The organism is Metabacillus sp. KH_069, assembly GCF_057838075.1.
In genome coordinates, this window is sequence record NZ_CM174460.1 from 1,761,964 (window position 1) to 1,787,328 (window position 25,365).

26 protein-coding genes are annotated in these 25,365 nt (G+C 43.9%); 23 read left to right on the forward strand and 3 right to left on the reverse strand.

The features are described 5' to 3' along the window. Positions 1 to 282: 282 nt before the first annotated feature. Positions 283 to 1,818 carry a glycine betaine uptake BCCT transporter gene (locus AC3ISE_RS08695; protein ID WP_489223893.1) on the reverse strand — a complete coding sequence of 512 codons (1,536 nt, stop codon included), beginning with the start codon at positions 1,816 to 1,818 and terminating at the stop codon, positions 283 to 285. 121 nt (positions 1,819 to 1,939) lie between these two features. Between AC3ISE_RS08695 and AC3ISE_RS08700 the strand changes: the two genes are divergently transcribed. Then, a complete protein-coding gene (locus AC3ISE_RS08700; RefSeq protein WP_489223894.1) occupies positions 1,940 to 2,773 on the forward strand; it encodes a polysaccharide deacetylase family protein in 834 nt (277 codons plus the stop codon). A gap of 26 nt (positions 2,774 to 2,799) precedes the next feature. Here the strand turns inward: AC3ISE_RS08700 and AC3ISE_RS08705 are convergent, their stop codons facing one another. Further along, complete coding sequence (locus AC3ISE_RS08705; RefSeq protein ID WP_489224294.1) at positions 2,800 to 3,198, reverse strand: DUF1885 family protein; 399 nt, start codon at positions 3,196 to 3,198, stop codon at positions 2,800 to 2,802. Between the two features lie 155 nt (positions 3,199 to 3,353). Here AC3ISE_RS08705 and AC3ISE_RS08710 point away from each other — a divergent pair, with 155 nt between their 5' ends. Both AC3ISE_RS08710 and AC3ISE_RS08715 read left to right on the forward strand, forming a co-directional pair. After that, positions 3,354 to 3,653, forward strand: coding sequence for a DUF3055 domain-containing protein (locus AC3ISE_RS08710; protein WP_309191400.1), 300 nt, complete (start codon positions 3,354 to 3,356; stop codon positions 3,651 to 3,653). Between the two features lie 201 nt (positions 3,654 to 3,854). Next, the gene (locus AC3ISE_RS08715; protein WP_083328358.1) at positions 3,855 to 3,995 is read left to right on the forward strand and encodes a GapA-binding peptide SR1P; all 141 of its coding nucleotides are present in this window, start codon (positions 3,855 to 3,857) and stop codon (positions 3,993 to 3,995) included. Between the two features lie 129 nt (positions 3,996 to 4,124). Here the strand turns inward: AC3ISE_RS08715 and AC3ISE_RS08720 are convergent, their stop codons facing one another. Then, on the reverse strand, positions 4,125 to 5,597 hold the full coding sequence (locus tag AC3ISE_RS08720; RefSeq protein WP_489223895.1) for an aminotransferase class I/II-fold pyridoxal phosphate-dependent enzyme: 1,473 nt from the start codon (positions 5,595 to 5,597) through the stop codon (positions 4,125 to 4,127). 258 nt (positions 5,598 to 5,855) lie between these two features. Here AC3ISE_RS08720 and AC3ISE_RS08725 point away from each other — a divergent pair, with 258 nt between their 5' ends. From AC3ISE_RS08725 to AC3ISE_RS08820, 20 genes are all read left to right on the forward strand, one after another. Continuing rightward, positions 5,856 to 7,082: an acyl-CoA dehydrogenase gene (locus AC3ISE_RS08725; RefSeq protein ID WP_489223896.1), complete on the forward strand. Its 1,227-nt coding sequence runs from the start codon at positions 5,856 to 5,858 to the stop codon at positions 7,080 to 7,082. Positions 7,083 to 7,093: 11 nt separating this feature from the next. Further along, positions 7,094 to 7,870, forward strand: a complete 777-nt coding sequence (locus AC3ISE_RS08730; RefSeq protein WP_489223897.1) for an SDR family oxidoreductase — start codon at positions 7,094 to 7,096, stop codon at positions 7,868 to 7,870. A 16-nt stretch (positions 7,871 to 7,886) separates the two neighbouring features. After that, positions 7,887 to 9,065: a thiolase family protein gene (locus AC3ISE_RS08735; RefSeq protein WP_489223898.1), complete on the forward strand. Its 1,179-nt coding sequence runs from the start codon at positions 7,887 to 7,889 to the stop codon at positions 9,063 to 9,065. Then, entirely contained in the window at positions 9,062 to 9,814 is a 753-nt protein-coding gene (locus AC3ISE_RS08740) for an SDR family NAD(P)-dependent oxidoreductase (protein WP_489223899.1), read from the forward strand. Before AC3ISE_RS08735 ends, AC3ISE_RS08740 begins: the two co-directional genes overlap by 4 nt. Positions 9,815 to 9,957: 143 nt before the next feature. Further along, positions 9,958 to 11,502 (forward strand): long-chain-fatty-acid--CoA ligase, encoded by a 1,545-nt coding sequence (locus AC3ISE_RS08745; RefSeq protein WP_489224295.1) that lies wholly within the window; start codon positions 9,958 to 9,960, stop codon positions 11,500 to 11,502. Between the two features lie 82 nt (positions 11,503 to 11,584). Then, positions 11,585 to 12,148 carry a TetR/AcrR family transcriptional regulator gene (locus AC3ISE_RS08750; protein ID WP_154318143.1) on the forward strand — a complete coding sequence of 188 codons (564 nt, stop codon included), beginning with the start codon at positions 11,585 to 11,587 and terminating at the stop codon, positions 12,146 to 12,148. A gap of 76 nt (positions 12,149 to 12,224) precedes the next feature. After that, positions 12,225 to 13,109: a 3-hydroxyacyl-CoA dehydrogenase family protein gene (locus tag AC3ISE_RS08755; RefSeq protein WP_489224296.1), complete on the forward strand. Its 885-nt coding sequence runs from the start codon at positions 12,225 to 12,227 to the stop codon at positions 13,107 to 13,109. Next, complete coding sequence (locus tag AC3ISE_RS08760) at positions 13,106 to 13,888, forward strand: enoyl-CoA hydratase (protein WP_489223900.1); 783 nt, start codon at positions 13,106 to 13,108, stop codon at positions 13,886 to 13,888. The genes AC3ISE_RS08755 and AC3ISE_RS08760 overlap by 4 nt, the downstream gene beginning before the upstream one ends. Positions 13,889 to 13,904: 16 nt before the next feature. Then, positions 13,905 to 14,312, forward strand: a complete 408-nt coding sequence (locus AC3ISE_RS08765; RefSeq protein WP_489223901.1) for an acyl-CoA thioesterase — start codon at positions 13,905 to 13,907, stop codon at positions 14,310 to 14,312. Positions 14,313 to 14,337: 25 nt separating this feature from the next. Next, positions 14,338 to 15,393 carry a phosphotransferase family protein gene (locus AC3ISE_RS08770; RefSeq protein WP_489223902.1) on the forward strand — a complete coding sequence of 352 codons (1,056 nt, stop codon included), beginning with the start codon at positions 14,338 to 14,340 and terminating at the stop codon, positions 15,391 to 15,393. 2 nt (positions 15,394 to 15,395) lie between these two features. Next, entirely contained in the window at positions 15,396 to 16,139 is a 744-nt protein-coding gene (locus tag AC3ISE_RS08775; protein ID WP_489223903.1) for a 2-phosphosulfolactate phosphatase, read from the forward strand. 14 nt (positions 16,140 to 16,153) lie between these two features. After that, positions 16,154 to 16,918, forward strand: a complete 765-nt coding sequence (locus AC3ISE_RS08780; RefSeq protein WP_489223904.1) for an SDR family NAD(P)-dependent oxidoreductase — start codon at positions 16,154 to 16,156, stop codon at positions 16,916 to 16,918. A gap of 19 nt (positions 16,919 to 16,937) precedes the next feature. Beyond that, positions 16,938 to 17,711: an enoyl-CoA hydratase/isomerase family protein gene (locus AC3ISE_RS08785; RefSeq protein ID WP_489223905.1), complete on the forward strand. Its 774-nt coding sequence runs from the start codon at positions 16,938 to 16,940 to the stop codon at positions 17,709 to 17,711. 5 nt (positions 17,712 to 17,716) lie between these two features. Next, a complete protein-coding gene (locus tag AC3ISE_RS08790; RefSeq protein WP_489224297.1) occupies positions 17,717 to 18,700 on the forward strand; it encodes a quinone oxidoreductase family protein in 984 nt (327 codons plus the stop codon). Positions 18,701 to 19,002: 302 nt separating this feature from the next. Beyond that, the gene (locus tag AC3ISE_RS08795; protein WP_070879013.1) at positions 19,003 to 19,869 is read left to right on the forward strand and encodes a branched-chain amino acid ABC transporter permease; all 867 of its coding nucleotides are present in this window, start codon (positions 19,003 to 19,005) and stop codon (positions 19,867 to 19,869) included. Then, positions 19,866 to 20,846, forward strand: a complete 981-nt coding sequence (locus tag AC3ISE_RS08800; protein WP_489223906.1) for a branched-chain amino acid ABC transporter permease — start codon at positions 19,866 to 19,868, stop codon at positions 20,844 to 20,846. Before AC3ISE_RS08795 ends, AC3ISE_RS08800 begins: the two co-directional genes overlap by 4 nt. Then, a complete protein-coding gene (locus AC3ISE_RS08805) occupies positions 20,846 to 21,625 on the forward strand; it encodes an ABC transporter ATP-binding protein (RefSeq protein WP_489223907.1) in 780 nt (259 codons plus the stop codon). Before AC3ISE_RS08800 ends, AC3ISE_RS08805 begins: the two co-directional genes overlap by 1 nt. After that, positions 21,603 to 22,310 carry an ABC transporter ATP-binding protein gene (locus tag AC3ISE_RS08810; RefSeq protein WP_489223908.1) on the forward strand — a complete coding sequence of 236 codons (708 nt, stop codon included), beginning with the start codon at positions 21,603 to 21,605 and terminating at the stop codon, positions 22,308 to 22,310. The genes AC3ISE_RS08805 and AC3ISE_RS08810 overlap by 23 nt, the downstream gene beginning before the upstream one ends. A 58-nt stretch (positions 22,311 to 22,368) precedes the next feature. Next, positions 22,369 to 23,547 carry an ABC transporter substrate-binding protein gene (locus AC3ISE_RS08815; protein ID WP_489224298.1) on the forward strand — a complete coding sequence of 393 codons (1,179 nt, stop codon included), beginning with the start codon at positions 22,369 to 22,371 and terminating at the stop codon, positions 23,545 to 23,547. A gap of 150 nt (positions 23,548 to 23,697) precedes the next feature. Continuing rightward, complete coding sequence (locus tag AC3ISE_RS08820; RefSeq protein WP_489223909.1) at positions 23,698 to 25,365, forward strand: long-chain fatty acid--CoA ligase; 1,668 nt, start codon at positions 23,698 to 23,700, stop codon at positions 25,363 to 25,365.

Below are 25,365 nucleotides of genomic sequence, written 5' to 3' on the forward strand. Positions count from 1 at the left end.
TTATAAATGTTGTTCGTTCCTTGCAGCTCCAGGAACTTGCTTTCCGCGGGGAGCATGGGAGCCTCCTCGGCGTTGCCTGTGGGGTCTCCCACTTTGCTCTATTTCCCGCAGGAGTCAAGTTCCTTCCGCTGCAATCCACTTAAGGTTTTTAACAGTTAGTACTGTAGCAACAATTTTTATGAAAAGAGCCAAAGAAAAAAATCCGAACTAAAACGAAATTCAAGTTGGAATTTCACATAATAATTCGGATTATTCTTTGGCTGAAAACCTTTTGTCCCAGCCTCATTTTTCATTATTTTTTTGCACAGGCTCATACATTGCAAGTCTTTCTTTGCGCAAGGACTTTAATAGTGAAAAGACCATCAGAATCATGATGACGGCAAATGGAAGAGCAGCGATAATGGAAGCTCTTTGCAGGGCTTCAAGACCGCCCGTCCACAACAGAATGGCAGCTGCTGCAGACTGAATGATGCCCCAAATAAATTTCACCCTGCCGGATGGATTTAAATCGCCATTCGTCGTCTGCATTCCGAGAACAAACGTTGCAGAATCAGCTGATGTAATAAAAAAGGTGCTGATTAACAGGATGGCAAGCAAGGACATGAATGTACCGAGAGGAAATTGCTCCAGCACGGCAAACAGCGCTACTTCCATCCCTTTGTCATTCATGATATCCATAATCGGTTTCTTCATAAAGTGCTGAAGATATAGAGCAGAGCCGCCAAAGACAGAGAACCAGAGCGCGCCAAAGATAGTCGGAACAGCAAGCACACCAATTAAAAATTCTCTGATTGTCCGTCCTCTTGATATCCTTGCTATAAAGGTGCCGACAAACGGCGCCCAGGAGATCCACCATGCCCAGTAAAAAATGGTCCAGTCCTGCACCCAGGTGCTTTCCTCAGTAAATGGTGTAAGGCGAAAGCTCATATACGTCAGATTCTGAAGGTAGCCTCCAATGGTCGTTGTGAACAAATCCATGATGAAATTGGTTGGTCCTGCAAAAAGGAGAAAAATCATCAGTGATATCGCAATAATTATATTAGCGTTACTGAGAATTCTAATACCCCTATCTAAACCTGTTTGAGCGGAGAGCATAAAGAAAAATGTGACAATAAAAATAATAATCAGCTGGGTGGTAAAGGAGTTGTTTATTCCGTCAAATAAATAGGAAACGCCTCCCCCTATTTGTATCGCTCCCAGACCGAGAGAAGTAGCAACTCCGAAAACAGTAGCAAAAACGGCCAGAAAATCTACGAGGATTCCGAGCTTTCCATCTACCTTATCACCAAATAATGGTCTGAGAATGTTGCTTATGACGCCATTCTGCTCTTTTCTGAAGGTGAAATAGGCAAGGGCAAGAGCGATAACAGAATAGATTGCCCATGGATGCAGGCCCCAATGAAAAAAGGAATAACGTAAAGCAGCTCTGGCGGATTCATCTGTAAATCCTTCTCCAGAAGGAGGAGCGCTGTAATGATTCATAGGCTCTGCAACTCCCCAAAAGACAAGCCCGATCCCCATCCCGGCACTGAATAACATCGCAAACCAGCTCAGATATGAATAACTTGGTTCATCGTCATCTTTTCCAAGCTTTATATTTCCATATTTCGTGAAGATTAATCCCACAGCAAAAATCAGAAAGAAAGACGCTGTGAGCAGATAAAACCAGCCAAACTTTTCAATGATAAATCCGTGAACAATCGTCGTAGCGTTTGATAAATTGGCATCTCCCACTAAACCTTTAGGCAATGCTCCCCAGATAATAAAAAGTACAGAAACAACTACGGAAATGATAAAAACAGGTGTCATTCTTTTCATAAAAGAACTAGCTCCTTATACATAGTAAGTAGGTACCGTTGTTAATTAATTCCTCTTTTTATATAGTGAAGCAATCAGCCTTATATTATACTGATAAAGGAGAAAGAATGGGGGATACATAATGAAGTATTTGTTTTTCATCCTTGCTGCAGTTTGTTTGCTTTCGGCGTGCAGCTCAAATCAGACCGGAAATAAAGCATCGGCCCCTGCTGAAGCGGACAAGCAGAAAGAAGAACAGAAAATTGATAAGCCGCCGGAAAAACCTGAAGTGAAAGAAGATAAAGAAACGGAGGAGGCAGCAGCTGAACCGGAAGCTCTTCCTAAATATAAAATAGATCCGGCGAATTGGAGCATTAAGCCTCTGAGCGCAGATGTCAATTCAAAGGCTGTTTTAGTTACAATTGATGATGCTCCGGATAAACACAGTCTTGAAATGGCCCGTACACTAAAAGACTTGGGAGCAGGTGCCATCTTTTTCGTCAATGGACACTTTTTAGATACGGACGAAGAAAAAAAGACATTGAAAGACATTCATGACCTTGGATTTCCAATCGGCAACCATACGATGACACATGCTAATTTAAAAGATCTGACGGCAGAAGAGCAGGAAAAAGAAATTGTTGAACTGAATAATCTTGTTGAATCAATCATTGGAGAAAGACCTCGCTTTTTCCGTGCTCCGTTCGGCAGCAACACTGATGAAAGCAGGAAGATTGCAGGTGAAGAAAAAATGGTTGTGATGAATTGGACATACGGGTATGATTGGGAGCAGGATTATCAATCGAAAGATGCTCTTACAGACATTATGGTCAATTCGCCGTTTCTCACAGATGGCGCCAACCTGTTAATGCATGACAGGGAATGGACAAATGAGGCACTGGGGGGAATCGTGGAAGGGTTGAAAGCAAAGGGGTATGAAATAGCCGATCCTGATTCAATTGAAAAAATCTCATAAAAAAAAGCGGTCCTTCAGGATCGCTTTTATCTTTTGTAAAAGTACATTTTTCTGCCGTTGAATAAGGTTAATTCGCCCTTTAATTTTTTTGCCAGAAATTTAGAAAACTCATTTGCTTTATTCCTGTCACCGTATTTCGAATCAGAGGGGAGGGTGATTTGCAGAAAAGAAGGATGCTCATCTCCGGCTTCACCGATTCCCACATACATTTTTCCATATCCTCTTTCTTCAGAAGTTAAAGAAAGATAGCCGTCCGTTTGCCTGCAATCATAAGGGAAAGCAGAACTTTCATATGCGAAGTTTAATTGCTGGCCGGTTTTACTCGTTATCTCCTTATAGTAGTGAAAAAGATTTTCCACTTCATCGACCGTTATGTGCTGCTGAATGGATCCGCCGACTAATTTTATAAAAGCGTGAGTGGCCATCATGTCAACTCCTAAGTTTTCTGAATTCTGAATGATTATCTTAAATTTTACAAATATTTAGACAGTCTGACAAGATAAAGGTTTACCTAATTGTGCAAAAGGGTAAAGTAGGTTATAATTAATCTGAATAATCAGATAAATATAAGGAGGCCTTTATGTACGTTTCAGAAAAATTTTACGATGATACCGAGCAGGCAAACGTCAGGTATGTTGGATTTGCTTCATGTGATCTGAGGTATGATTTGGCCATCGTTTACTCAAACATGTTTTTTGGAAAACCGCTCGTTATATGTCTGCAGACCGGTAAAGCAGCTTTGCTCGACTCATCAGATATCGAAGACCTCGACCTCCTCCAGCACACATTTCGCACCGATACCCTGCAGCAGGCATCCGAACTCTCTGATTTCTTCAAAGAAGTGATCCCAGCCGTCCAATTGACAACCGAATATGAATAAGAAAAAACTGGCGTATTTCAGCCAGTTTTTTAATATGCTTTTATAAGAAAGTAAGATAAATATATTAAGAGAAAAAGATTAAATGTGTTATACAATTTAGGCTTGACGGATTAAATGTGTTATATTATTATAGACTTACAAAGTGTTAAGCGCTTTCAATCATTCGAAAAGCGCTAATCCATTTAAAAAAGGGGTATGGAAATGGGAACAATCGTATGTCAAACATGCAATGGTACGATCGATCATTTTGAGGACGAAAAGGTCAGTGTTTTGTATGGGAAGTGCACAAGCTGCGATTGCCAGGTACTCGAAAGAGAAATCACAGTTATTCAAGGGGTTTAAATAGAGGATCGATGGGAGCATGCAGGAATTCCTGCATGCTTTTGTTTTCTTTATGCTGGCAGTTGAATACGCTTCGGCTGGCAACCTATGCGCAAAAAAGACGATTCACAAATGAATCGTCTTTTCCTATTATCTGATTGCTTTATGTTCTTTAATCACTCTCAAGTAGTTAAGTTCAGGATCTTCTGGTCCTTGTACCGGGAGTCCGACTTCCAGGTTTTTGCGCACATACGCAAGATTTTCTTCTGAGATGATTTCACCAGGGATGAAAATTGGAATTCCAGGCGGATAAACCATGATAAACTCTGCAATGATGCGACCTGCTGATTCACTGAAAGGCACAACTTCCGTTTCTGCGTAAAAAGCATCGCGCGGTGTCAGGGCTAAAACAGGAATATCAGGCAGCATGACGGTCGGTTTTACCAAGTCTGCCGATGCGTTCATGAATTCTGAAGACAGCGCCTGCAGCGCTTCAACCAAAATGCCAGTTTCTCTTTCAGTATCCCCAGGTGTAATGATGCAGAGGATGTTATATAAATCTGACATTTCAACTTCAATATTATAGTTTTCACGCAGCCACTTTTCTACATCATAGCCATTTAAACCGAGTTCTTTAATCGAAATGATCAGCTTCGTCGGATCATAATCAAATGCCGCTTTGGTGCCGACAATCTCCTCACCGATGCACTCGATTTTATCAATTTCATTAATTTTTTTGCGAGTATCTTCTGCAAGGCGGATTGCCTGTTCGACCAGTTCGCGTCCTTCTGTAGCCAAGCGTTTTCTGGCAACATCGAGAGAAGCTAATAGCAGGTATGACGTAGATGTTGTCGTCAGCATGCTCAGGATGGTTTGAACTCTTTGAACGGATACCAATCCTTCGCTCACATTCAGCACAGAGCTTTGCGTCATTGAGCCTCCAAGCTTATGAACACTTGTTGCTGCCATATCTGCTCCTGCCTGCATCGCTGACATCGGCAGGTCCTCATGGAAGTGAATATGCACTCCGTGGGCCTCATCAACAAGAACAGGCACATTGTAAGAATGGGCAATTTCAACGATTTTCTTTAAATCAGCAGACACCCCGAAGTAAGTAGGGTTGATGACCAGCAGGCCTTTTGCATCTGGATGCTGCTCTAAAGCATGTTCAACAGACTCCGTTGTGATGCCGTGTGAAATGCCGAGCTCTTTATCAATTTCCGGGTGAATGAAGATTGGTGTAGCACCAGAGAAAACAACAGCTGACATAACCGATTTATGAACATTGCGGGGAACAAGGATTTTATCTCCAGGACCGCATACAGCCATCACCATTGTCATAATCGCACCGCTTGTTCCCTGCACGGAGAAGAATGTATAATCTGCTCCAAATGCTTCAGCTGCAAGGTCCTGAGCTTTTTTGATCATTCCTTTTGGAGAGTGAAGGTCATCAAGTGGTCCAATGTTGATTAAATCTATTGAAAGAGCAGGATCTCCGATAAATGAACGGAATTCAGGATCGATGCCAGCTCCTTTTTTGTGCCCCGGGATATGGAATTGAACAGGATCTTTTTTCGCGTGCTCTTTTAATCCTGTAAATAAGGGTGTTTCATATTGCGACAATTTGTTTTCCCACCTTCTTTAATTAAAAATAGTATCTATTTTCATGGTTTCATTTTCGATATTTACACATAAAACAAGTGAATTATATCACTTTCCTTTTAGATTGAAAAGGTATTTTTGAAAGGAGGAAAAACCCGTAAAAGATTTAATTTGGCAGAATTTTTAGAATAATAGTTGTCTTTTTTGGCAGTTACATATTATGATAGAAGTAGATTTACATACCAACCGGTTAGTAAGTTATAAGAAAGGGTGATTTTGTTGAACTTTACTTACTCTGATAAGGTGATTGACTTACAAAAACAAGTGACAGCTTTTATGGAAGAATTCGTTTATCCGAATGAAAAAAAGTATGAAGAACAATTAAATGCGCAGGAATCTAGATGGTCTGAAATTCCATCTATTATGGAAGATCTGAAAATGAAAGCAAGAGAAAAAGGATTATGGAATTTATTTTTGCCCCAAAGTGAGTACGGCGCAGGCCTGACAAATCTGGAATATGCGCCGCTTTGTGAGATTATGGGCCGCTCATTGCTTGCACCTGAAGTGTTTAACTGTGCAGCGCCTGATACGGGAAACATGGAGGTTCTCGTCCGCTACGGCACAGATGAGCAAAAAGAGAAATGGCTGAAGCCTCTGCTTGCCGGTGAAATCCGTTCCTGTTTTTCAATGACTGAACCGGATGTTGCCTCAGCAGATGCGACGAATATCGGGGCAAGCATCATCCGTGATGGAGATGAGTATGTCATTAACGGAAGAAAATGGTGGTCTTCAGGAGCGGGCGACCCGCGCTGCAAGATTGCTATTGTAATGGGCAAATCCGATTTTAACGCCCCAAAGTATGAGCAGCAGTCGATGATTTTAGTTCCTCTTGATGCTGCAGGCGTCAAGATTGAGAGAGTGCTTCCTGTTTTTGGCTATGATCACGCTCCGCACGGTCATGCAGAAATCACTTTTAATGATGTAAGGGTGCCGGCTTCAAATATGCTGCTTGGTGAAGGCAGAGGATTCGAAATTGCACAGGGCCGCCTGGGACCGGGAAGAATTCATCACTGCATGAGATTAATCGGTGCTGCAGAACGTGCGCTTGAAGAATTATGTAAGCGTGTACAAACAAGAGAGGCGTTCGGCAAACCGATTTCAAGCCAGGGTGTCATCAGAGAATGGATCGCAGACTCCCGCATTGAAATTGAACAGGCCCGCTTACTGACGTTAAAAGCGGCTTACATGATGGATACTGTCGGGAATAAAGCAGCTAAAACGGAAATCGCAATGATTAAAGTCATTGCTCCGAATATGGCTTTGAAAGTAATCGACCGGGCTATTCAGGCATTCGGTGCAGCTGGAGTCAGCGAGGATACACCGCTTGCCGCTCAGTGGGCAAGTGCCAGAACATTGAGAATTGCTGACGGTCCGGATGAAGTGCATCGCGCCCAGCTTGCAAGGCTTGAGCTGAAAAAATACGACGTAAATCTTCAGACAGTATAAGGAGGGGCAGCATGCACATTAAAGAAATGTTTGATCTGACAGACAAAGTGGCCGTTATCACAGGCGGAGGCCGAGGGCTTGGCGAGCAGATGGCAGAAGGATTTGCACAGGCGGGAGCATCACTTGTCCTCTGTTCTAGAAAAGCAGCGGCATGTGAAGATGTAGCTTCACGATTAAGCAGAGAATATGGAGTAAAAGCCATCGCTTTATCCTGTGATGTGACAAATAGTGAAGATGTGAAAAATACTGTAAAAACGGCAATCGAAGAGTTTGGCAAAATTGATATTTTAGTAAACAACAGCGGGGCAACATGGGGCGCACCTGTTCAGGATATGCCGCTTGAAGCCTGGAATAAGGTAATGAATGTGAATGTGACCGGTACATTTCTCATGTCCCAGGAAGCAGGCAAACATATGATTAAACAAAAGAGCGGGAAAATCATTAATATCGCCTCTGTGGCAGGGCTTGGCGGAACAGATCCGCGTTATATGGACACGATTGCCTATAACACAAGTAAGGGTGCTGTCATCACTTTTACTAAAGATCTTGCCGTGAAATGGGGCCAGCACAACATTAATGTAAATGCTATTGCACCAGGATTTTTTCCTACTAAAATGTCACAGGTGATCATTGAAAACGGGAAAGATCATTTCCTGAATATCACTCCTCTTAAACGCTTTGGAACAGATCAGGATTTAAAAGGCGCTGCCCTGTTTTTGGCGGCAAGAGCTTCTGATTTTATAACAGGTGATGTTCTCGTCGTAGACGGCGGAACACATGCCATGTAAGGAAGGGGTATGTTAAATGAATCGTGATCCAGTCATCGTAGCTGCTGTCAGAACTCCAATCGGGAGACAGGGCGGTGCACTTTCATCAATGGAAGCCAATGAATTTGGGGCCATTGTTATTAAAGAGGCAATGAACAGAGCAAATGTATCTGCAGATATGATTGATGATGTCATTTTTGGAAATGTCCTCTCTGGCGGCGGGAATATTGCAAGGTTAACAGCCTTGTCTACCGGACTATCACTGGATATACCAGGGCTGACAGTTGACCGTCAATGCGGCTCAGGCATCAATGCTGTCAATCTTGCAGCGCAGGCGATTAAAGCGGGCGACGGAGACATTTATATTGCAGGCGGCACGGAAAGCATGTCTCTTGCTCCTTATTTAATGGAGAAACCGAAAAAACCATTCAGTCCTGCACCGCCAAAATTCAGGTCAGCCGTGCTGTCTCCGAAAGAAATCGGCAATCCTCCAATGGGAATTACAGCTGAAAATCTGGTTTCCAAATATGAGATCAGCCGCGCGGAACAAGATAAATATGCTCTCCGCAGCCAGCAGAGAATGGCAGCAGCTGTATCAGAAGGCAGATTTGACGAACAGATTGTTTCTGTAGAGATCCGTCAGAGAAAAGGTGATCCTATCCTGTTCAGCGCGGATGAACATCCCCGTCCAAATACGACGATTGAAGGTTTAAGAGCATTGGGTCCTGCTTTTAAAGAAGGAGGAACCGTAACAGCCGGAACCAGTTCTGGGCTGAATGATGCTGCATCAGCAGTTGTGGTCATGTCACGTGAAAAAGCTTCGGAACTAGGTTTGACGCCGCTTTGCACAGTAAAGCATTATGCTGTTGCAGGTGTCGATCCGAATATTATGGGAATCGGCCCTGTTCCAGCAGTGAAAAAAGTGCTTGAGAGAGCAAAGTTATCCCTGGCAGACATGGACATCGTAGAGCTGAATGAAGCATTTGCTGCACAAGTCTTAGCTTGCGACCGGGAACTGAATTTTGATCACGGCAAGCTGAACGTAAACGGGGGAGCAATTGCCCACGGCCATCCGCTTGGAGCAACAGGTGCGATTTTGATGACAAAGGCGATCTATGAGCTGAAACGCTCAGGCGGACGCTATGCCCTGATCACGGCGTGTATTGGAGGCGGCCAGGGAATTGCTACGATCATAGAAAGAGAGATTGATTTATGAGACTTGCCGGAAAAGTTGCAGTTGTTACAGGGGGAGCAGACGGCATTGGCAAAGCAACAGCCATGCTGTTTGCAGAACATGGAGCGAAGGTAGTAATCGGCGATTCCAACTGGGAAGCAGGAGAAAAAACGGCTCATGAAATCAGGGAGAAAAACCTGCCATGCCTTTTTGTTAAAACGGATGTGACTGAATCTGCGGATGTTCAGGCGGTGATGAAAACAGCTGCAGTGGAATACGGCGGACTTGATATTCTTTTCAACAATGCCGGTGTGTCTAATCAAAACGTGAAAATCGGCGATATGGAAACAGAGGAATGGGACCGGGTCGTTGACATCAATCTTAAAGGTGTTTTCTTGGGAATCAAACATGCCGTCCCATACATGCTGCAAAGCGGCGGAGGCTCAATTATCAATACGTCAAGCGTCCTCGGAATGAAAGGGAAAAAGCGGATGGCTCCATATAATGCATCAAAAGCGGGAGTTATTGCTCTGACAAAGAACGCCGCTCTTGATTACGGCAAGGGAAATATCCGCGTAAATGCGATTGCTCCCGGAGTGATCGATACTTCTATCATCGATGAGTGGCGCAATGATGAAAGAAGATGGGAAATCTATACGAAATCGAATGCTCTTGCAAGAATTGGGCAGCCTGAGGAAATTGCAAAGGCCGTCCTGTTTCTGGCAAGCGATGATGCTTCTTATGTGACAGCAGCCACGCTGCTTGTAGATGGGGGAACAATTACCTTTTAATCAATAGGTCTTTTTCGCGAGAGCTGTATGAAAAGACAGCGGGGTCTCAAAAAAGAGCCTAACCATAAAGGAGGAACCTGCAATTGGATAAATGGTTTGCAACGTACCCGGAGCATGTGCATCATGATTTTGACATACCTTACATGTCGATTCCCCAAATGTTTGAGGAAACCGTACATAAGTATGGTGAAAAAGAAGCCATTTCGTTTTACGGAAAATCCATTTCTTATCAGCAAGCTGCGGGAATGGTTACTGCCTTCGCCTCTGCCCTTCAGAAAAAAGGCATTCAAAAAGGCGACAGGGTGGCGATTATGCTTCCAAATTGCCCGCAGTATGCTGTTGCTTATTACGGTGCATTAAAAGCTGGCGCCATCATCACACAGGTAAATCCAATGCTTGTGGAAAGAGAGCTGAACCATATTCTGAATGACTCTGGGGCTGGGACGATCGTCGTTTTTGATGCTCTTTATCCAAGAGTAAAAGCTATTAGGGAAACTACTGACTTAAAGCAAGTGATAACAGTGAGTCTGCAGGAAGAACTCACACCAGATCCCGATGATTATTCGTTTCAGCAGTTTTTGGGCATGGGTTCAGGAGAAGTGCTGCCAATTCAGATTGAACCTGAGCATGATATTGCCGTCCTGCAATACACAGGCGGGACGACCGGACGATCCAAAGGAGCCATGCTTACACACCGGAACTTGATGGCAAACATTTATCAGTCGTATGAATTCTTTAAAAATGAAGTGAAATCAGGCTCAGAGCGCTGCTTAACTGTCATTCCATTGTTTCACGTATTTGGGATGACATCCTGCATGAACTTAACGGTTCTTCGCGGCAACTCCATGATCATGCTGCCTCGTTTTGATCTTGAAGAAGTGATGCAGACAATTAAACGTGAGCAGCCGACGATTTTTCCGGGAGTTCCGACCATGTATGTAGCGATCACAAACCATCCAAAGGCAGAAGAATACGGAATCAGCAGCGTCCGCATCTGCAACAGCGGCAGCGCGCCAATGCCGGTAGAGCTGATTAAAGAATTTGAACGGAAAACAGGTGCGAAAATTTTAGAAGGATATGGGTTATCCGAAGCGGCCCCTACGACGCACTGCAATCCTCCGTTTGGAGAGCGGAAGCCGGGCAGTGTTGGTATCGGGGTGCCTGGAACAGCTTATAAAATTGTCGATGTCGCAACTGGTAAAGAAGAGGTTCCGGCAGGGACTCTCGGAGAAGTGATCATAAAAGGTCCTCAGGTAATGAAAGGATACTGGAATATGCCGGAGGAAACAGCCAATACCATTCGGGATGGCTGGCTCTTTACAGGTGATATCGCGAAGGTCGATGAGGAAGGATATTTATATATTGTCGACAGGAAAAAAGATATGATCATTGCCAGCGGATACAATGTTTATCCCCGGGATATCGAAGAGGTTTTATACGAGCATGAAGCGATACAGGAAGCAGTTGTTATCGGCGTGCCTGATCCTTACCGCGGAGAGACGGTAAAAGCCTTCGCTGTATTAAAACCAGGGAAAAAGACAACAGAAGAAGAAATTATTTCATTTTGCCGCAGCCAATTGGCATCCTATAAAGTGCCTGCCATCATTGAGTTCCGCGATGAGCTGCCGAAGACAAGCGTCGGCAAAATATTGCGGAGGGCTCTCAGAGAAGAAGGTGTAAAAAGCTGAATTTAAAGCAAATAATCTATGAATCTCATGATAGGGCTTATGGTATAATCTCTTTAATCTAGGCTAGAGAGGATTAGGCATAATGAAAGAAAAAATCATACAGCAAAGCATACAGCTATTCGGAGAAAAAGGGTTTAAAGAAACATCGATCCAGGATATTGTAGACGCCCTGAGTGTCACAAAAGGCACGTTTTATTATTATTACAAAAGCAAAACAGAGCTGTTAATGGCGATACACTTAAAGTACATTGACGATCTTCTGCGAAAACAGGAAGAAATTATCCAGGATGATGCGAAAATGTACAAAGATAAATTGCATGAAATGGTTTATATGCTCATTCATGATATAGAAAAAGAAGGATTGAGCGCAAAGGTCTTCTTCAGAGAAATGAGAAATTTAAGTGAAGAAGATATGGCAGAGGTAGTAGCAAAAAGAGATCTTTTCAGAGTGAAGATTCAGCAGGTGCTTGAAGCGGGAATTGCTGCCGGCGAATTCCGCTCAGATCTGCCGATGGATATTGTCACATTCGGGATTTTGGGCATGACGAACTGGAGTTATTTCTGGTTTGATCCAAATGGCCGCGTATCGGATCGTGAAGTATCGGATATTTTTCTGAAAATCGTGCTTGAAGGATTAAATAAGTAGAGGAATTTTCGGGCGACCGGGAATTTCTTCGCCTATAACATACCGACTGGTTAGTAGTCATTAGAGGAGGATCATGATGAAAAAAGAAGACATTCAGCAAATCTCAGTTATTGGAGCAGGACAAATGGGACATCAAATTGCGATGCTGTGTGCACTGGGCGGCTATGAAACGATTCTGCAGGATGTTCAGGAAAGCGCTTTAGAAAAAGCGGAGTCAACCTTGCATTCGATCATGGATAAATGGGTGAAAAAATCCAAGCTGACGGAAGAAGCGAAACAGGAAGCTTTTGCAAGATTGAAATTCACATCTTCACTTGAGCGCGCAGCAAGTCATGCAGATTTTATTATTGAAGCTGTAGTAGAGAAGCTTGATGTGAAGCGGGAGCTGTTTGCAAGACTGGATCAGCTTGCAAAGCCGCATGCTATTTTGGCCTCCAACAGCTCAACGATTGTAAATTCTCTGATCGCATCTGCAACAAACCGGGAAGACAAAGTCGTGAACATGCATTTCTTTTTCCCGCCGCTTGTGATGGACTGTGTAGAGGTAGTCATGAGTGAGAATACATCAATTGAAACAGCAGAATTAACAATGGATGTTTGTAAAACGATCAACCGCACAGCTGTGCTTTTGAAGAAAGAAATCTCAGGTTTTATCGCAAATCGTATTTTAGGAGCTCTTCAGAGAGAAGCTGTTTTCCTTTATGAAGAGGGATATGCAAGCTATGAAGATATCGACATTATTTGCCGCAAAGCCTTAAATCATCCAATCGGCCCGTTTGAATTAATGGACTTATCAGGAATTGACGTCGGATATTACGTCATGCAGCAGCGCTACGCTGAGTCAGGAGATCCAGCTGACAAACCGTTCGCCTGTGTTGAGCAGAAAGTAAGACAAGGGGACCTTGGCCGAAAAACAGGCAAGGGCTGGTACACATATCAAAAAGAAGAGGTGAAAAAATGACAGAGCGCGCCGTTTCATATGAAAAAATAGGAGCAGTTGCCGTCGTAACGATCAATAATCCTCCGCTTAACGTCATGAACCAGCAGGTGACAAGGGAGCTGAAAGAAGCCTTTGCAGCACTTAAAGAAGACAATGAAACCGTTGCGGTGATCCTGACTGGTGCTGGAGACAGGGCGTTTATGGCTGGAGCTGACATTAAAGAGTTTCCTAATCTGATCGGCAGAAAAGGAATCAAAGCCAATTTCCTTGAAGGCCATGCATTCCTGAATGAGATTGATCAGTTTCCAAAGCCGACCATTGCCGTTTTAAACGGGCTGACCTTTGGCGGAGGCTGTGAACTCGCTTTAACATGCGATCTCCGGATTGCAGAGGAGCATGCTCAGGTCGGACTTCCGGAAATTAAGCTCGGTTTGTTTCCTGGAGGAGGAGGCACACAAAGACTGCCTCGCACAGTAGGAGATGCAAAAGCGAAAGAGCTGATGTTTACAGGTGACCCCATTGATGCAGCAGAAGCTAAAAACATTGGACTTGTGTCATATGTAGTTCCTAAAGGGGATGGCCTCCAAAAAGCGCTGGAGCTTGCTGGCCGTATGACGCGCCATTCACTTCCCGCTCTTTCAAAGATCAAAAAAGCGGTTGATCAGGGGCTCAGCAGCTCACTTGAAGAAGGACTCGACCTTGAAGCGGAATTGTTTGAAGAAGTATTTCAGACAGAAGATATCAAAGAGGGCGTACAGGCATTTATCGAAAAAAGAAAGCCTGCTTTCAGCCATAAATAAAGGGAGGTGGGCTCAGGTGCATGAAGCACAGATGAGAGTAAGGTTTTGCGAAACAGATGCGCTCGGACATGTGAATAATACGAGTTACTTTATTTATCTGGAAGATGCACGAGTACAGTTTTTTGAAGCACTGGGCTACTCTATGTCTTCTGGGGACTGGCCGTTTATCCTCGCAAAAGCGACATGTGATTTTCGCGGCCAGGCTTATTTTAACGAGCATCTGATCATTAAAACCGCCGTTTTGAAAATCGGTTCAAAAAGCTTTACCGTTCTTCATGAAATAACGGAGCAGGAGACCGGAAGGCTGATAGCTGAAGGCGAAGCAGTCATTGTCACATTTAATTTTAAGACTCAAGCAACAGAAGCCATGCCGGAGCATCTTAAGGAGCAGCTGAAGAGATTTGCTGCAGAAGTAAAAATCTGAATCTTCAAACAAAAGAGGTGATTCGATGTCGCAAATCATTCCAGTCCGCACAGGGGAAGAACTGAATACAAAGGTTCTTGAGAACTGCTTGAGAACAGAAATTCATACTATTCCCCGAGGTTCTCTGCAAATTGAACAATTTGGCACCGGCGCTTCAAATTTAACATACGCTCTGAAAATAGGCGATTGGGAAGGGGTGCTAAGGAGGCCGCCTCTTGGTCCAGTTGCCCCAAAAGCTCATGATATGGAAAGAGAGTATACCATTTTGAAAGACTTGCATCCTCTTTTTCCGCTGGCACCCAAGCCCTATTTTTTCAGCAGCGACGAGTCCATTGCAGGCAGTCCGTTTTTCGTCATGGAAAGACGGCACGGTATCCTCGTGGATACAGAGCTTCCCGAAGGAATAAAGGCATCAAAAGAACTTGGAAGCTCCCTTTCCGAGCTGATGGTGGATACGCTTGTTAACCTTCATCAAGTCCCATATAAAGGAACAGCGCTAGAGAGGCTCAGCAAGCCTGAGGGTTTTATGGAGCGCCAGGTGCACGGCTGGATTGGCCGCTATCACAGGGCAAAAACCGATGACATTCCCGAAGTGGAACTGCTGACAAAATGGCTTGAAGAAAAGCTGCCGTCATCACCGGAACCGACTGTGATTCATTATGATTTTAAATTGAATAATTCATTGTTTTCAAAGGACTTGAAAAAGATGACGGGTTTGTTTGACTGGGAAATGACCACGATAGGCGATCCGCTTGCAGATTTAGGTGCCGCCATGAGCTACTGGATGGAGGAAGGGGATCCTGAACCGCTGAAAAAAGGAATGGGCAAGCCGTCGATCACAACAAATGGCACCTTCTATTCAAGAGATGAGTTTATTGAAAGCTATGCGAGAAAAAGCGGAAGGGATGTCACAAATATTCATTATTACACGACGTTTGCCACATTTAAGCTGGCTGTCATTTGCCAGCAGATTTACTACCGCTATAAAAAAGGACAGACAAATGACCAGCGCTTTGCCCGGTTTGGCCCGTTTACAGAAACGCTGATCCAGCATGCCTTGCGCCTGGCACAGAAGGACTGAATATGGGGAAAATACATGTCGTGACAAGAAAAGAAGAAATCGATGAAGTGAAAATGGATAACAAAATAGCGGTTGTTTTTGATGTACTGCTCGCAACATCTACCATTGCAACCGTCCTTCATCATGGGGCTGTTTCCGTTATCCCTGTGCTGGATGGGGATCAGGCAAGGAAACGTGCAGCAGGGATATCCACGGATGAGTGCATTCTGGTGGGTGAATATGAAGGCAGAACGATTGAGGGGTTTCTCGATCCGAACCCTTCCGCTCTAAAAGACACAGCAGCCGGTAAAAAAGTCATATTATCCACTACTAACGGAACGGTTGCGGTTCATAAGAGCAGCCCGGCTAAAAAAGTCTATGCCTGCTCTCTATTAAACTCAAAAGCTGTTGCTGATGTTCTTACAGCGGCACATGAAGATGAGACAATCATCATCGTGTGTTCAGGTTCATCCGGACAGTTTAGTCTGGAAGACTTCTATGGTGCAGGATATTTAATTCATCAGCTGACAGCTCAGGAAGGCTTTAACCTCAGTGATTCTGCCTTGACGGCAAAATTATTTTACGAAGGCAGCAGTCATGAGCAAGCTTTAGTTCTTAGCCAGTCACGAGTTGGGAAGATGCTTGAAGAATATGGATTTAGAGAAGAAATCACCTTTATCAGCAATCGGGATTGTTTCAACACAGTGCCGGTATTGATAGGAGATGAACTGGTTGATTTTCACCGGATAAAGGTAAGTTCCAACTGAAAGGAAGGGTGCGCATGAGGTTTCATCATCAAGTGGCCGTAGTTACTGGAGCCGGAAGCGGCATTGGGTTTGAAACGGCCAGACGATTGATTGCAGAAGGAGCAAAAGTCATTCTTGTCGGCAGAAATGAGGAAAAGCTGACATCAGCGGCTAATCAGCTGAACACTGCTGATAAGGCGGCTTATCCATTCTCTGCGGATGTGACAAAGGAAGAGGATATCAGTGCTCTGCTGACTTATGTAAAAGAGGAATTTGGAGACCTGCATATTCTTGTAAACAATGCAGGCGGATCCGTGCATTCAAGAATCATGGAAACAACTGCTGAACAATGGGATTTTGTTCAGGATGTCAATTTGAAAAGTGTCTTTCTTGCCTCAAAAGCACTTGGCGGATATATGGCAGAGAGAAGCAATGTCAAGAAGGTAAACAGAGCGATCGTCAATGTTGCCTCGCTTTCCGGACATAAAGCAGGAGCCGAAATTCCTCATTACAGCTCAGCTAAAGCAGCTGTTATCAATTTTACAAAAGCTTTAGCCTATGAGTTTGCCCCAAATGGGATAAGAGTCAATTCTGTTTCACCGGGATTTATTGAAACCCCGCTTACTGAACCTGGTCTTCAGAACGAGAGATTCCAAGAAGCGATTAAGCGGAATACCGCATTAAAGCGGGTTGGAAAACCTGAAGAAATTGCAAACATTATTGCATTTGCCGCTTCACACGAAGCGTCATATATGACCGGTTCCGATCTGCTTGCAGACGGCGGCTGGCTGATTACATAAACCAAGGAGGAGATTAGTAATGAGTGATTTACTAGTAGAAAAAAGCGGGAATGTACTGTTTTTAACATTGAACCGTCCTGAAAGGCTGAATGCATTCAGCGCCGAAATGATTTTAGCATTAACAAGTGAGTTAAATCAGGCAAAAGCAGATGACAGTATACGAGCTGTCGTTCTAAGCGGCTCAGGCAGATCATTCAGTGCCGGCGGTGACGTGAAAACAATGGGTGAAGCAGACGGGCAGCAGGTATACGACCACATCGGACGCTTGAACGAATGCATAAAAGCATTCAAAGACCTCGATAAGCCAATCATTGCAGCTGTACACGGATTTGCTGCTGGAGCAGCGTTTAATCTTGCCCTTGCATGCGACCAAATACTTGCAGCAGAAGACAGCAAATTTGTAATGAGTTTTTCACAGGTTGGACTGATTTCTGATGGAGGCGGTCTCTATTTCCTTCCACGCATCATCGGTCCTTATAAAGCGAAGCAATTGTTCTTCAATGCTGAACCAATTACCGCAGCACAGGCAGAGGAGTATGGAATTGTTAGCAAAGTGGTTCCGTCAGAACAGCTGAAGGATGAAGCCGTTTCCTATGCGCATAAGCTTTCACAGGGACCTGTAAAAGCGTATGGCATGATGAAAAAAATCATCAATTCTTCTGCGGTCAGCACACTTGAAGAAATATTGGAGCAGGAACGGATTGCCCAGACACTGATGATTTCAACACAAGATCATCAAGAAGGCATTCATGCATTTAAAGAAAAACGCAAGCCAGTCTTTCAGGGGAAGTGATGATGATGAGAGCAATACAATTAGAAGAATACGGCGGTCCAGAGGTATTGAAAGTGGTTGAAATGGAAGTTCCGGAGCCTGCAGCAAAGGAAGTTTTAATTAAAATAGAAGCTATCGGCGTGAACTATGCAGATACAGCGAGAAGAGAAGGCCAATATGTCATTGATACACCTCTCCCGTTTGTTCCGGGTGCAGAGGTGGCAGGAACGGTTGAGGAAATCGGCAGTGATGTCACCCGCTTTAAAAAAGGCGATAAAGTCGTCACGCTTCTTGGTTCCAGCAGAGCAACAGGATATGCGGAATATACAGTAGCGGAAGAAAGAGGATTAATCCCTGTTCCAGACGGAGTGGATGTCAAACAAGCGGTATCGCTTCCTCTTCAAGGGCTAAGTGCTTATCACATATTAAAAACAATGGGGCGGGTCGAACAGGGAGAAATTGTTCTGATTCATGCAGCTGCAGGCGGAGTCGGGACCATTGCCGTTCAGCTTGCAAAGCTGTTTGGCGCATCTATTGTCATTGCAACCGCCAGCACCCCTGAAAAAAGAAGACTCGCTATTGAAATGGGTGCTGACGAAGCGGTGGATTATACCCAAGAAGGCTGGGAGAAGGAAGTTCTTCAGCTGACCGGAGGCAAAGGGGTAGATGTAGCGCTTGAAATGGCTGGCGGAGATGTGTTCCGCAAGACATTATCCTGCATGGCGCCGTTTGGCCGCCTTGTTATCTATGGAGTGGCGAGCGGTGAACAATCAAGGCTTTATCCTTCATCACTCATGGCACAAAATCTGTCGGTCATCGGATTTTTCCTTCCGCAGATCATGAGAAAGAAAGAGTTATATTTACAAAGCCTGTCAGATCTGCTTGGTTATCTTCAAAGTGGAGAATTAAAGCTTACAATCGGGGGCGTCTATCCTTTGGAAAGTGCAAAGGAAGTCCATCAGATGCTGCAGGGAAGACAAACAAAAGGAAAACTCATTTTAGTACCTTAAATAAGCAAAGCAGAATCGGCTGTATACTCCGGCAGAAATGTCCAGGTCTGGCTAAAGATTTGTACGATTCCGCTTGTCAAAAATGAGCAATATTCAGTCATTTTTTCTAAATAAATTGTGGCCCGTCCGGGTTTGAAGCGGGCCACCTTTTTTTCCATTACATTCTGCAGATCCTTCTACTAATTCCGCCTATATGCTGAAAAATACACTTCTTATTCATACAGACTTCTTAATTACGTACACACGAACGGTTCTATTCAATTATTTGTTTATTTTCAGCAAAAAAAGTAAGGGGGCCCGCTATGGAACTATTACTTCAGCAATTATTTAACGGCATCACAATTGGAAGCGTTTACAGCTTAGTTGCTTTAGGATTGACGCTCGTTTTTGGCATTCTTCATATTCCAAATTTCGCTCACGGATCCTTTTATACAATTGGAGCCTATGTAAGCCTGCTGTTTATGACACAGTACGGCATCAATTATTGGATTGCCATGATCCTGTCGATTTTGATTGTGGCTGTTTTAGGAATTTTATGCGAACAGTTTGTGTTCAAATTCCTGGGGAATGTGAACCCGATGAGGGTGATGGTTGCGGCCATTGGACTTATGCTCTTTTTCGAAGCATTGGCTCATTTAATTTGGGGCACTGATTATAAACAAATGCCAACTCCTTTTTCAGGAGTGGTGGAAATTTTCGGCTTGACCCTGACCCAGCAGCGGATCTTGATTGTTGTATCTTCAATCCTATTAATGCTTGCTCTTCATTTTTTCCTGACAAAAACCATGACAGGCGCCTCGATTGTGGCCATGTCGCAAAATAGAGAAGGAGCGTTTTTAGTAGGAATAAATGCAAACATGGTTGCCATGCTTACATTCGCTATTGCAGCAGGTCTTGCTTCTGCAGCCGCAACGCTCGCTTCCCCTATTAATCTTGTCTTTCCGACGATGGGGAGTCTCGTTATTATGAAAGCTTTTGTCATTATTATTATCGGAGGCATGGGGAGCATACCCGGCGCGATTGTCGGAGGCTTTCTCCTTGGTTTAACAGAAAGCCTTGGTGCTACCTATTTATCAAATGATTATAAAGATATGATAGCCTTTCTTCTTCTAGTGGCTATTTTAACCATTAAACCAACAGGATTATTTTCAAAGGGGGCGCGCACATGAAGATTCAAAGACTTGTGCTGCTTGGTATCCTGCTGATCACCGTCTTGTTCCCGCTGATGTCCCAAAATCACTATCACAAGCAAATTATCATTCTCGTCATGATTTGGTCGATAGCAGTTTACGGATTAAATATCATCTCTGGATTTACAGGGCAGCTCTCACTTGCACACGCCGGTTTTTTTGCCTGCGGTGCATATACCCTCGGGATATTGACGGCAACCTATCAAGTGAATTTCTGGCTGGCTTTTGTTGCTGCTCTGGCTGTTACAGTAGCTTTGAGTTTCTTGATTGGTTTGATCGCGCTGAGGACGAGACATCACTTTTTTGCTATATACACAATGTGTGTCGGTTTCATTATTTATTTGACCATTGATAAATGGGATGAGGTCACAGGGGGAGTCAGAGGTCTTATCGGCATTCCAGTTCCCTCACCAATAGGGCCGATCACGTTTGAAACAATCGAATCTCAATATTACTTCATTCTCCTTTTCCTTCTTGGAACGATATTTGTTGTGAAAAGAATGAAAGATTCACTTTTTGGAAGAACATTGCATGCAATTCGCGGGAGTGAAGATCTTTCAAAAACAATCGGCATCAATATAATGAAAAATCAGCTGCTGTCATTTGTCCTGTCTGCCTTTTTTGCAGGTCTCGCCGGCGTGCTTTATGCAGGATTTATCCGTTTTCTCGGCCCGGACATTTCAGCCATCACAGTGACGTTTGAAATGCTGATGTATTTGCTTGTCGGAGGGATTGGAACCATGACAGGGCCGATTCTGGGCACATTTTTAATCGTATCTGTCACACAATCTCTTCAATTTTTAGAAGAGTACAGAATGCTTATTTTCGGGCCGATTGTTGTGCTGATCATGCTTTTTTATCCTAAAGGGCTTGTCGGCAGTTATTATTCCGTTAAAACGTATCTTACCAGCCGCAGGACAGCACCGGTAAAAGAGAAAGTGAAGGAGGCAGGCTGATGCTGATCGAGATTAATCAATTGACGAAATCCTTTGGCGGTCTAACGGCTGTGAATCACGTTGACCTTGGGATTGAACAAGGCAAGATTACCGCCATTATCGGGCCGAATGGAGCAGGGAAGTCCACATTTCTGAACTTGATCAGCGGCTTTCATTCTCCTACGTCCGGAAGCATTCACTTTGAAGGAAATGATGTGACGAAAGCCAAACCGGCAAAAATGGCAAAGCTCGGAATCGGCAGAACGTTTCAAACGACAAATTTGTTTTCAGATTCAACCGTTATTGATAACGTTCTGATCGGCTACCGGCTTCGGACGAAAGCCCATCTGTTCGACGGCATTTTTAACAGCAAAAGGGAGAAATCAGAACAAAAAGCGTGTTATGACAAAGCAATGGAGGCTCTATCTTTCTGCGGCATAGAGCATTTGGCAGGAGAAATAGCATCATCCATCACGCAAGAATCTCAAAAAAGGGTAGCCATTGCGCTGGCGCTTGCAACTGAACCGAAAATTGTGCTGCTGGATGAACCTGCCGCAGGTGTTAATCCTGATGAAACAGATGGTCTTTCAGAGCTCATTCTTAAGCTGAAAAACCACGGCTATACCGTCTGTTTTATCGAACATAAGATGAAGATGGTCATGAGTCTAGCTGATAAAGTCATGGTCCTGAATCACGGAAAAAAAATTGCTGAAGGTCTGCCGCGGGATATTCAATCGGATCCAAATGTCATCGAAGCCTATTTAGGAGGACATGCCTATGCTGAAGCTGCAACATATTGATGTTTATTACGGCCGCTATCAGGCACTGAAAAATGTGTCAATGGAGATTGGACAGGGCGAGCTGGTCACGATCCTTGGGGCAAATGGAGCCGGGAAAAGCACATTATTCAATACAATCTCAGGGCTGAATAAAGTTTCAGAGGGACAAATCTTATTTAATGATACTGAAATTCATAATAAACCTCCTCACAAGCTGGTCAGATCAGGGATTGTCCAGTGTGCAGAAGGGAGAAAGCTGTTCCCGGAAATGTCTGTTTACGAAAACTTGAAAATGGGAAGCTACAGCCACCGCAAGGAAAAAGAGATGGTCAAACGGAGGCTGGATGAAATTTATGCCCTCTTCCCGATTTTGTTTGATAAAAGAAAAGATGCAGCTGGCTCTTTAAGCGGAGGACAGCAGCAGATGCTTGCGATCGGGCGGGCTCTCATGTCCCACCCGAAAATCCTCCTCCTGGATGAACCATCGCTTGGACTTGCACCGCTTATCGTTGACCAAATGTTCAAAGTCATAGAGGAAATCCATAAAAAAGGCACCACCATTTTGCTTGCGGAACAAAATGCGCATGCAGCTCTCTCCATCTCTTCAAGAGGATATGTCATGGAGAGCGGACAGCTTGTTATGGAAGGCTCAAGAGATGAACTGTTTGATAACGAAGAGATTAAGCGTGCTTACATAGGCGCATGACCATAGCTTTTTAGTTTCATGAAGGCAAACATATGAAAAAATAGGGGGAATTAATGTGATATCGCTAAAAAAATTGGGTCTTGTTCTTGGATTGTCTATTTCTTTATTCGGACTCACAGCCTGCAATTCAAGTGAATCGTCAACTGCTGCGGGAGAATCAGGTTCAAAAGACGGAACAGTCAATATCGGTTTTAGCGGTCCGCTTTCAGGCCCTGCGGCATTTTACGGGGAAAATACGTTAAGAGGTTTAACGATGGCTGCAGATGAAATTAATAAAGAGGGATTTGAAGTAGACGGGAAAAAATACAAAGTGAAAATTGTTTCCCTGGACGATAAATATCTCCCGAATGAAACAGGTACAAACGCACGGAGACTTGTGCAGGAAAACAAGACCCCAATCGTTTTCGTTCCGCACAGCGGAGGGGTTTTCGCCACTCAAGTGTTTAATCAGCAGGAAAACTTCATTATCGGCGCCTATACAAGTGAGCCTAAAATTCAGGAGCAGGGAAATAAACTGACCTTGAGCATTCCTTCATCTTATGATGCTTATCCGGAACCGTATGCTGATTATCAAATGGAGCGGTTTGGGAAAAAGCTCGCTTTAATTCCAACGGCCACCCAATACGGCAAAGACTGGACGGCGACAATTAAACCGGTTTGGGAGAAAAAAGGCGGAGAGATTGTTTTTGACGGATCTGTCGATTTCAGCAAAGAAACAGACTTTTTTACAATCATGACAAATGCCTTAAAAGAAAAACCGGACGTCCTTTTTGTCGGAGGTCCCTCTCAGCCGACTGCTCTTTTGATTAAGCAAGCGCGCGAGCTTGGTTTTAAAGGCGGAATCATGATAATGGATCAGGCAAAATTTGAAGAAATGGAAGTAGTGCTTGGAGGATACGAAATGCTTGAGGGCGGAATTGGAACACTTCCTATTAAACAAAGTGATGCACCTGGCGGCCCGGCATTTGTTGAAAAATATGCAGAAGTAAGCGATGGTGTACCAACAGCTGAGAGTGCTTTTAACTATCAGGCCCTGCATGTTGCCGTAAAAGCGATGCAGGCTGCAGGCACAGTGTCAGATCCGGCTAAAATCATGGAAAACATGGAGGAAGGAATTAAGAACCTTGAAGACGAGCAGATGGTCTGGCATTTAACGGGGATCGAAAATAATGGATTTGACTGGGAAACATCCATTTACGCTGTAGAAGACGGCAAGCTTGTAAATATCAAAAAATAACAAAATGGAGTTTCCCGGCTTCTGCGCCGGGAAACTCTCTTTCTTTATCTTCAGGGTTTCCAAAAATATTTCATTTAGAAAAAGGTATTTATCAGAAAAGTTAGAAATTAAACTGTAAGCGTTACCATAAAAGAGGAGAGGTGTGAAACGATGATTCAAACACATTTTGATCATTGGCCGTTAAGAGTTCCCCATACGTTAACGGTTCCCGAAACAACGCTTTATGACAATCTGGAAATATCAGCGAGGAGATATCCTGATAAAACAGCCATTTATTATTATGGTGCTGAAATTACATACAGGCAGCTTCTGCGCGAAGTTGATGCACTCGCAGGGTTTCTGGAAAAGAAACTATCCGTCACGCGTGGTGAAAAAGTTCTTTTGTTCGTTCAAAATTCCCCTCAGTTTGTCATCGGCTATTATGCCATTCTTAGAGCGGGCGCGGTTGTTGTTCCGATTAATCCGATGAATACGGCAGAAGAGCTAAGGTTTTATATTCATGACTGTCAGATGAAGACAGGTATTATCGGAATTGAGCTATACGAACGGATACATTCTGTTGTTGATTCAACAACACTGAAAAATGTCATTATAGCTGCTTACTCTGATTATCTATCACCGAAATCGCTTGAAGATGATATTCCGGACGAAGTCAAAAGAGGTGCTGAAGAAGATTTAAATCATCATCTGTGGAAAGATGCTGTGCAGGGATTATTTCCTCCATCTGAAATGAGCGCTCATGCAGATGATTTGGCTGTATTGCCTTACACTTCCGGCACAACCGGATTGCCGAAAGGGTGCATGCATACACATCGGACTGTTCAAGCCAATACGTTTGGGGGCTACCACTGGCTGAATGCTACTTCTGATGCCATCTGCTTAGCAACGTTGCCTCTTTTTCATGTGACAGGGATGGTTCACAGCATGCATATCCCGATTCTTTCAGGAGCAACAGTCGTGATGATGACGAGATGGGACAGGGAATATGCAAGGAAAGTCATTCGCGATTTAAAAGTGACACACTGGATTAACATCAGCACGATGCTGATTGACTTTTTAGCAAATCCTGCGCTTGTAAAAGAAGATATGTCCTCCTTAATGAACTTAGCAGGAGGAGGGGCAGCTCTTCCTGCTGCTGTAGGAGAAAAGCTGTATAAAATGACAGGTCTCAAGTTTATTGAAGGATATGGGCTGTCTGAAACGATTGCCCAGACTCATTTCAATCCGCCGGATCGTTCGAAGCTGCAGTGTCTGGGAATTCCTTCTTTCGATGTGGACGCAAGAGTGATCGATCCTGTTCATCTGACAGAGCTTGGAACAGGGCAGGAGGGAGAAATCGTTGTCTCCGGTCCGCAGATTTTCCTGGGCTATTTTAATCGTGATGAGGAAAATGAAAAATCTTTTATTAATATTGAGGGCAAGAAGTTTTTCAGAACAGGAGATATCGGCAAACGTGATGAGGAGGGCTATTACTTTATTGTAGACCGTGTCAAACGGATGATCAACGCATCAGGATTTAAAGTGTGGCCGACGGAAATTGAAGGTGTTCTGTATCAGCATCCAGCCGTGCAGCAGGCATGCGTCGTGGGGATTCCTGATGAAAGACGCGGTGAAACCGTTAAAGCGTTCATTATTTTAAATAAAGACTTTGAAGGCAAAATTGATGCAGAAGAAATTGTGAACTGGTCAAAAGAAAGAATGGCCGCCTATAAATATCCGCGGCACGTAGAATTCAGAGAAAGCCTGCCAATGACATCAAGCGGCAAACTGCTGTGGAGAAAGCTTCAGGAAGAAGAAAAACAAAAGGTAGTGGGGTGA

Bases quoted from the DNA above. Each gene is read 5' to 3' on its own strand.
- AC3ISE_RS08695 (WP_489223893.1), bottom strand. From the start codon at position 1,818: ATGAAAAGAATGACACCTGTTTTTATCATTTCCGTAGTTGTTTCTGTA.
- AC3ISE_RS08700 (WP_489223894.1), top strand. From the start codon at position 1,940: ATGAAGTATTTGTTTTTCATCCTTGCTGCAGTTTGTTTGCTTTCGGCG.
- AC3ISE_RS08705 (WP_489224294.1), bottom strand. From the start codon at position 3,198: ATGGCCACTCACGCTTTTATAAAATTAGTCGGCGGATCCATTCAGCAG.
- AC3ISE_RS08710 (WP_309191400.1), top strand. From the start codon at position 3,354: ATGTACGTTTCAGAAAAATTTTACGATGATACCGAGCAGGCAAACGTC.
- AC3ISE_RS08715 (WP_083328358.1), top strand. From the start codon at position 3,855: ATGGGAACAATCGTATGTCAAACATGCAATGGTACGATCGATCATTTT.
- AC3ISE_RS08730 (WP_489223897.1), top strand. From the start codon at position 7,094: ATGCACATTAAAGAAATGTTTGATCTGACAGACAAAGTGGCCGTTATC.
- AC3ISE_RS08735 (WP_489223898.1), top strand. From the start codon at position 7,887: ATGAATCGTGATCCAGTCATCGTAGCTGCTGTCAGAACTCCAATCGGG.
- AC3ISE_RS08740 (WP_489223899.1), top strand. From the start codon at position 9,062: ATGAGACTTGCCGGAAAAGTTGCAGTTGTTACAGGGGGAGCAGACGGC.
- AC3ISE_RS08745 (WP_489224295.1), top strand. From the start codon at position 9,958: ATGTCGATTCCCCAAATGTTTGAGGAAACCGTACATAAGTATGGTGAA.
- AC3ISE_RS08750 (WP_154318143.1), top strand. From the start codon at position 11,585: ATGAAAGAAAAAATCATACAGCAAAGCATACAGCTATTCGGAGAAAAA.
- AC3ISE_RS08755 (WP_489224296.1), top strand. From the start codon at position 12,225: ATGAAAAAAGAAGACATTCAGCAAATCTCAGTTATTGGAGCAGGACAA.
- AC3ISE_RS08760 (WP_489223900.1), top strand. From the start codon at position 13,106: ATGACAGAGCGCGCCGTTTCATATGAAAAAATAGGAGCAGTTGCCGTC.
- AC3ISE_RS08770 (WP_489223902.1), top strand. From the start codon at position 14,338: ATGTCGCAAATCATTCCAGTCCGCACAGGGGAAGAACTGAATACAAAG.
- AC3ISE_RS08775 (WP_489223903.1), top strand. From the start codon at position 15,396: ATGGGGAAAATACATGTCGTGACAAGAAAAGAAGAAATCGATGAAGTG.
- AC3ISE_RS08780 (WP_489223904.1), top strand. From the start codon at position 16,154: ATGAGGTTTCATCATCAAGTGGCCGTAGTTACTGGAGCCGGAAGCGGC.
- AC3ISE_RS08785 (WP_489223905.1), top strand. From the start codon at position 16,938: ATGAGTGATTTACTAGTAGAAAAAAGCGGGAATGTACTGTTTTTAACA.
- AC3ISE_RS08790 (WP_489224297.1), top strand. From the start codon at position 17,717: ATGAGAGCAATACAATTAGAAGAATACGGCGGTCCAGAGGTATTGAAA.
- AC3ISE_RS08795 (WP_070879013.1), top strand. From the start codon at position 19,003: ATGGAACTATTACTTCAGCAATTATTTAACGGCATCACAATTGGAAGC.
- AC3ISE_RS08800 (WP_489223906.1), top strand. From the start codon at position 19,866: ATGAAGATTCAAAGACTTGTGCTGCTTGGTATCCTGCTGATCACCGTC.
- AC3ISE_RS08805 (WP_489223907.1), top strand. From the start codon at position 20,846: ATGCTGATCGAGATTAATCAATTGACGAAATCCTTTGGCGGTCTAACG.
- AC3ISE_RS08810 (WP_489223908.1), top strand. From the start codon at position 21,603: ATGCTGAAGCTGCAACATATTGATGTTTATTACGGCCGCTATCAGGCA.
- AC3ISE_RS08820 (WP_489223909.1), top strand. From the start codon at position 23,698: ATGATTCAAACACATTTTGATCATTGGCCGTTAAGAGTTCCCCATACG.